This window comes from Sphingopyxis sp. KK2 (assembly GCF_001990265.1).
GTDB lineage: Bacteria > Pseudomonadota > Alphaproteobacteria > Sphingomonadales > Sphingomonadaceae > Sphingopyxis.
On sequence record NZ_LYVN01000175.1, the window covers coordinates 1 to 7094 of the forward strand.

Sequence of the window (7094 nt, forward strand, 5' to 3'; positions counted from 1 at the left end):
TCGCATGATCGACGCCGCCCTTCGATATTTCGAGGATCTGTTTCGCGGCATCGTCGGACAGCGCGTCGACGACATCGGTCGCGCCGAGCTTCTTCGCGAGTTCGCGCTTCTCGGGCACCGGGTCGGCGGCGATGATGCGCCCCGCGCCGGCGATCTTCGCGGCGTTGATCGTCGCAAGACCCACGCCGCCGCAGCCGACAACCGCAACCGTTTCGCCCGGCGTGACCTTGCACGCGTTGAAGATCGTGCCCGCGCCGGTGGTGACTGCGCAGCCGATCACCGCCGCGCGGTCGAGCGGCATGTCGGGGTCGATGCGCACGCAGGCATGTTCATGGACCAGCATCGTCTCGGCAAAGGCGCTGAGGTTGAGCATCTGGTTGACGATGCTGCCGTCGGGGCGCGTGATGCGCGGCGGCTGGCCGGGGGCGCGGCGGGTGTCGCCGCCCATGCACAGCGACATGCGGCCGCTGACACAGAATTCACAGTGACCGCAGAAGGCCGAGAGGCAGGTGACGACCGCGTCGCCGACCTTGACCGTGCGTACTTCGCTGCCGACCGCCTCGACGATGCCCGCGGCCTCATGGCCGGGAATGGCCGGAAGGGGATGCGGATAGGCGCCGTCGATGAAATGCAGGTCCGAATGGCACAGGCCGCAGGCGGCGGTGCGGATGCGTACCTCGTGCGGGCCGCAATCGGCGACGACGATCTCTTCGATCGACAGTGGTTTGCCGGGTTCGATCAATATGGCGGCTTTGGTCATGCCTGTCTCCGTAAACGCCCCTCCCGCGTGCGGGAGGGGGAGGGTATTTTCAGCGCGAAACGCCAACGTCGCCCGACGAGAAGCCGGGGTCGGCGGCTTCGCTGTGCTTGGCGAATTCGATGCGCGCGATCGCGCGTTCATGAACCTCGTCGGGGCCGTCGGCGAGGCGCAGCGTGCGCTGGTGCGCATAGGCCTTGGCGAGCCCGAAATCCTCCGACACGCCGCCGCCGCCATGCGCCTGGATCGCGTCGTCGATGATCTTCAGCGCCATGTTCGGCGCCTGCACCTTGATCATCGCGATTTCGGCCGCGGCGGTCTTGTTGCCGACCTTGTCCATCATGTCGGCGGCCTTGAGGCAGAGCAGGCGCGTCATCTCGATGTCGATGCGCGCGCGTGCCAGGCGATGTTCCCAGATGCTATATTCGGCGACCTTCTTGCCGAATGCGACGCGCGACTGCAGCCGCTTCGCCATCTTGGCGATCGCTTCCTCGGCGACGCCGATCGTGCGCATGCAATGGTGGATGCGGCCCGGCCCGAGGCGGCCCTGCGCGATTTCGAAGCCGCGGCCCTCGCCGAGGAGCATCGCTTCCTCGGCGTTGACGCGCACGTCTTTCAGCTCGATTTCCATATGGCCGTGCGGCGCGTCGTCATAACCGAAGACGGGCAGGTGACGCAGGATCGTCACCCCCGGCGCGTCGAGCGGCATCAGCACCATCGACTGCTGCGCGTGACGTTTGGCGGCGAAGTCGGTCTTGCCCATCACGATCGCGATGCTGCAGCGCGGGTCGCCCGCGCCCGACGACCACCATTTGGTGCCGTTGATGACATAATCGTCGCCGTCGCGCTCGATCCGCGTCTCGATATTGGTCGCGTCGGAGGAGGCGACTTTCGGTTCGGTCATCAGGAAGGCCGAGCGGATCTCGCCGTTCATCAGCGGCTTGAGGTATTTTTCCTTCTGCGCAATGGTGCCATAGCGGTGAAAAACCTCCATGTTGCCGGTGTCGGGCGCCGAGCAGTTGAACACTTCGCTGGCAAAGCCGACGCGGCCCATTTCCTCGGCGCACAGCGCATATTCGAGGTTGGTGAGGCCGGGGCCTTCGAATTCGATCGTGTCGTCGACATGGTGATGCGCCGCCGACTTGGGCGGCATGAACAGGTTCCAGATGCCGGCCTCTTTGGCCTCGGCCTTCAGGTCCTCGACGATCTGGATCACCTTCCAGCGATCGCCGGCCTTGTCCTGCTCGTTATAGGTCGGGACGGCGGGACGAACCTTGCGGTCGATGAAGTCGCGCACACGGTCGCGCCAATAGACCTGCCGGTCGGTGAGGTCGAAGTCCATGCGTCATCCTTCCCTTTACGTTTACGTAAGCCCATGGACCGATTCGCCCATGCTTGCCAAGCCCTGCGGCCCGAAAATTACACCCGTTCGCCGCCGCGCGCATTTTTCCTTTACGGATGCGCCCCGCTGCCGTCGGGTTCGGCGCGCGCCGTGTCGTCGAGCAGTGCCAGTCGGGCCTCATGATCGGCCCGCGAAATCGGGAATTTGCGCATCACGAGCAGCCCCAGCGTGCCGATGATCAGGATCGCCAGCGCATAGCCCGATGCCAGGCTGGACAGTACGGCATCGCCGACCTCGCCCGGCTTTTTGCCGACGGGGAAGGCGGCGAGGGACAGGATCAGGCCGGCGACGAAAATGCCGATGCCTGTCGCGCACTTTTGCATGAAGAAATATCCGGCAAAAAACAGTCCTTCGGATCGGCGCCCGGTCTCGCCCTGCGAGGCTTCCACGACATCGGCCATCATCGACGAGGACAGGATCATCAGGATGATCGAGAAGGTGTTGCCGATGAACACCAGCGCGAAAAAGGCCGCGACGCTGGGCTTGCCCGGCAGGCCGGGAAAGACGTCCTGGATCCACGCGAAATACATGCCGCTGTTGACCAATAGCGCGATTGCACCGGCAAGGATGGCGCCGCCGCGCTTGCCGAGTTTTGCCGATAGCGGTGCCACCAGCACGAAGGCGGCGATCATCGTTCCGAACAGCAGGAAGACATAGTCGCTCATCTCGTCGCCGTTCAATTGCCAGAAGAAGCCCAGCAGATAATTGGTCATCGAAAAGGTGATGCCCTGATTGATGAACGCAAACAGCGCCGCAAAGGTCAGCCACAGAAAGGCGCGGTTCGACAGGGTTTCGCGCATGTCGCGCAGAACGTGGCTCAGCGTCGCGGTCGTCTTCGGCTGGTCAAGATTCGAAACCGCGATACGGCTATGCTGTCCCGCCGCCGAAAGCAGCACCGCCCCCGCCATCAGCAGCGCACCGGTCAGGGCATAGGGAAAATAGCCGTCGGGATCGACGAGTCCCAGCGATCCGCTGAAGAAATAGCGATAGGCAAGATAGAGGATCAACAGGCCGCCGCCCCACCCGAACAGATAGCGATAGCGCATGACGACGGTGCGTTCGTCATAGTCGGCGGACAGCTCGGGAACGATCGCGACCGACGGCACCTCGCACATCGACACGAGCGACCGGACGATGATCGCAAAACCGATCAGCCAGGCGATCGTCATCGCATCGCTCATTTCGGGCGGACTCCACAGCAGCATCCACGCAATGGCGAGCGGGACGGGTGCGGCATAGAGCCAGGGCAGGCGGCGGCCCCAACGGCTGCGCGTGCGATCGGTCAGCTCGCCGATGACGGGATCGACGAAGGCGTCGGCGATGAGCGCGACCATGATCGCCAGTCCGACTATCCCTGCGTCAAGTCCGATCACCTGATTATAGAAAAGCAGCAGGAAGGTCGAAAACCCGTTGTCCTTGACGCCATAGGCGATGCTGCCGACGCCGTGGACGATCTTCAGCCGGACGGGCAGGCGCTCGGCGCGGGGCGCCGCCGGGGCTGCGCCGGTCACGCGGGCGCTCCCGCCTTTGCCGCCTCCTCCATTGCGACGAGCGCGTCGAACATGCCCGGGCTTTCCTTGTCCCAGGCATGGCGCTGGCCGATCGTCAGCCCGCCGTCGACCAGCAGGTGCGTGCCGGTCATGAAGCTCGACTCCTCGCTCGCGAGATAGGCGACGGCGTTCGCGATATCCTCGGGCTGGCCGCCGCGCGCGACCGGCTGCGCCTGCGCGCTCATGCCCGCGATGATCGCATTCGCCTGTTCCTTCATCTCGCCGGGAACGTCGAGCGAGGCGGTGAAGATATTGGTGTTGATGAAGCCCGGGCAGATCGCGTTCACGCGGATTCCATATTGGGCGAGGTCGGTCGCGGCGACCTTGCTCAGGTGCAGCACCCCCGCCTTTGCCACCGCATAGGCGATCGGCGAATAGCCCGCGCCCAAGGCCGCGACGCTCGCGGTGTTGACGATGCTCGCGCCCTTGCGCCCCTTCATGTGCGGCGCGGCGTAGCGGATGCCCATCGCGACCGATTTCAGCACCAGGTCCATCGTGCGGTCCCAGCCCTCGGGCGAAATCTCGTCGATCGGCGCGCGGTCGCCGCCCGCGGCGGCATTGTTGAAGACGATGTCGATCCCGCCGGCCTTCGCCGCAGCGGCATTCATCAGCGCCTCGATATCGGCGGGGACGGTGACGTCGCAGCGGACGAAGTCGATCTTGCCGTTCGACTGTTCGGCGAGCGCGCGCCCGCCGGCTTCGTCGATGTCGGCGGCAAAGACATGCGCGCCCTCGCTGGCGAGTTTCAGCACCGCCGCCTTGCCGATGCCCGATGCTGCGCCGGTGACCACGGCGACCTTGCCTGCGAATCGCATATCCTGCTCCCGTTTTGTTTTGCCACCCAAGCTTAGGCGCGTGGAAAAGCGCGTCAACGGGCGGCAATCGGACGCTACGGCGCCGTAACGGCAGGTCGCGCCGTCCAAGTTGACGCTTGCGTAAAGCAGCGAAGCGGACGTAGATTTGGCGCCAGAAGAGGAGCCAAAAGGATGAGCGAACTGGACGCTTTCCGCACCGAGGTGCGGGAATGGCTGGCGGCGAACTGCCCCGCCGAAATGCGCGAACCGATCCGGGAAGAGGGCGACGTCTGCTGGGGCGGACGCAATTGGGTGTTCAAGAACGACGCCCAGAAGGCGTGGCTCGAGGCCTGCGTCGCCAAGGGCTATACCGTTCCCGACTGGCCGAAGGCCTATGGCGGCGCCGGGCTGACCCCCGAGCAGACCAAGATCCTCAAACAGGAAATGAAGCGTATCAACGCGCGCTCGCCGCTCGACAGCTTCGGCATCTGGATGCTCGGCCCCGCGCTGCTGCAATTCGGTACCGAGGAGCAGAAGGTCCATTATCTGAACCCGATCGCGCGCGGCGAAATCCGCTGGTGCCAGGGCTATTCCGAACCCGGCTCGGGCAGCGATCTCGTCTCCTTGCAGACCTTCGGCGAGGACAAGGGCGATCATTGGGTCGTCAACGGATCGAAGATCTGGACCAGCTACGCCGACAAGGCCGACTGGATCTTCTGCCTCGTCCGCACCGACAAGACGAACAAATATCAAGGCATCACCTTCATGCTCTTCGACATGGAGAGCAAGGGTGTCACGACCAAGCCGATCCTGCTGATCAGCGGCAACTCGCCCTTCTGCGAAACCTTCTTCGACGATGTCGAAGTGCCGAAGACGCAGTTCGTCGGCGAAATCAACCGCGGCTGGGACGTCGCCAAATATCTGCTCGGCCACGAACGCGAGATGATCTCGGGCGGCGGTGCGGGCGGCGACATGGTCAGCATCGGCGCGCTTTTCGCGAAGTCGCTCGGCAAGAACGACCATGGCGAACTCGACGACCCGATCCTGCGCGCCGAAATGGCGGCGTTCGACGTCGACGTCTTCGCGTACCGGGCGATGGGCGAACGCTTCATGGACATGTGGAAGACCGGCCGCGCGCATCCCGCCTCGTCGAACATGATGAAATATGTCGGGACCGAGCTCAACAAGCGCCGCCACGAACTCGTGATGTCGGGGGGCGGCAGCGAAGCGCTCGAATGGGACAGCGAAGAAACCAAGGGCGGGGCGCGTCCGCGCGGCTGGCTGCGCACCAAGGCCAATTCGATCGAAGGCGGGACGAGCGAAGTCATGCTCAACGTCATCGCCAAGCGTATCCTCGACCTGCCCGGAGCCTGACCCATGCCTTTGTATCACAATGAAGACCAGGCGATGCTCAAGGACAGCGTCGCACCCTTCGTGGCCGAACAGGCCCCCGTCGCGCACCTGCGCCAGCTGCGCGACAGCGCCGACGCCACCGGCTTCTCGCGCGACCTCTGGGCACAGTTCACCGAAATGGGCCTGCCCGGCATGCTCGTTCCCGAGGCGCATGGCGGGCTCGGCATGGGGCATATGGAAGCGGGTATCGTGCTCGAGGAAATCGGCCGCAACCTGACCCCGTCGCCCTTCCTCGCGACCAGCGTCGGCGCGGTCGCCGCGCTGGCGAAAGCGGGCGGCACGCAGGCCGAACGCTGGTTGCCCGCGATCGCGGGCGGTCAGGCGATCATCGCGCTAGCGATCGACGAGGGCGCGAAACACCGCCCCGAGCGCATCGCCACCAGCGCGACGCGCAGCGGCAACGGCTTCCGTCTCGACGGCAAGAAGAGCTTCGTCCTCCACGGCCATGTCGCCGACATGAGCATCGTCGCGGCGAAGACCGACGGCGGCATCACGCTCTTTGCGGTGCCGAAGGATGCGAAGGGCGTCACCGCCGATCCGCGCCGCCTCGTCGACTCGAGCCTCGCCAGCCATGTCACCCTCGACGGGGTCGAGGTCGATGCCGACGCAGTGATCGGCGAGGTCGATGCCGGCGGCGAAATCCTCGACGCGCTGCTCGCCGCCACCCGCACCGGCGCCGCCGCCGAAATGGTCGGCGTCGGCCAGGGCGCAATGGACATGACCGTCACCTACCTCAAGGAACGCAAGCAGTTCGGCAAGCTGATCGGCGAGTTCCAGGGTCTCCAGCACCGCGCCGCGCATCTCTATGGCGAGATGGAAGTCGCGCGCGCCACCGTGATGAAGGCGCAGGAACTGCTCGACCAGGGCAGCGACGGCGCGAAGCTGATGGTCTCGGTCGCCAAGGCCAAGGCCGGCCGCGCCGCCAACCTCGCGGTGCGCGAAGGCGTGCAGATGCACGGCGGCATCGGCATGACCGACGAATATGACATCGGCCTCTATATGAAGCGCGACCGTGCGCTCGCCGAATTTATGGGCGATGTGCATTACCATATCGACCAGGTCGCCCGGATGAACGGCTACTAAAATCACACCCCTCCCGCTTGCGGGAGGGGCAGCGAGACTCGCGAGCTTGCTCGCTAGTCGCAGCGGGGAGGGCATCTAGCCCACAGGCCCCACCC

The 7094-nt window shown here is 65.0% G+C and carries 6 protein-coding genes; 2 read left to right on the forward strand and 4 right to left on the reverse strand.

All coding sequences use genetic code 11. The features are described from left to right. The 4 genes from B1A78_RS19350 to B1A78_RS22830 all read right to left on the reverse strand — a co-directional run. A partial coding sequence (locus tag B1A78_RS19350; RefSeq protein WP_077148527.1) for an alcohol dehydrogenase catalytic domain-containing protein occupies positions 1 to 760 on the reverse strand: 760 nt, incomplete at its 3' end. Positions 761 to 809: 49 nt separating this feature from the next. Beyond that, a complete protein-coding gene (locus B1A78_RS19355) occupies positions 810 to 2099 on the reverse strand; it encodes an acyl-CoA dehydrogenase family protein (protein WP_077148528.1) in 1290 nt (429 codons plus the stop codon). A gap of 110 nt (positions 2100 to 2209) precedes the next feature. Further along, a complete protein-coding gene (locus B1A78_RS22825; RefSeq protein WP_179102100.1) occupies positions 2210 to 3670 on the reverse strand; it encodes an MFS transporter in 1461 nt (486 codons plus the stop codon). Continuing rightward, a complete protein-coding gene (locus tag B1A78_RS22830) occupies positions 3667 to 4524 on the reverse strand; it encodes an SDR family NAD(P)-dependent oxidoreductase (RefSeq protein WP_077148529.1) in 858 nt (285 codons plus the stop codon). Before B1A78_RS22830 ends, B1A78_RS22825 begins: the two co-directional genes overlap by 4 nt. Before the next feature lie 171 nt (positions 4525 to 4695). Here B1A78_RS22830 and B1A78_RS19370 point away from each other — a divergent pair, with 171 nt between their 5' ends. Further along, on the forward strand, positions 4696 to 5877 hold the full coding sequence (locus B1A78_RS19370; RefSeq protein WP_077148530.1) for an acyl-CoA dehydrogenase family protein: 1182 nt from the start codon (positions 4696 to 4698) through the stop codon (positions 5875 to 5877). A gap of 3 nt (positions 5878 to 5880) precedes the next feature. Then, on the forward strand, positions 5881 to 6999 hold the full coding sequence (locus tag B1A78_RS19375; RefSeq protein ID WP_077148531.1) for an acyl-CoA dehydrogenase family protein: 1119 nt from the start codon (positions 5881 to 5883) through the stop codon (positions 6997 to 6999). Positions 7000 to 7094 lie beyond the last annotated feature (95 nt).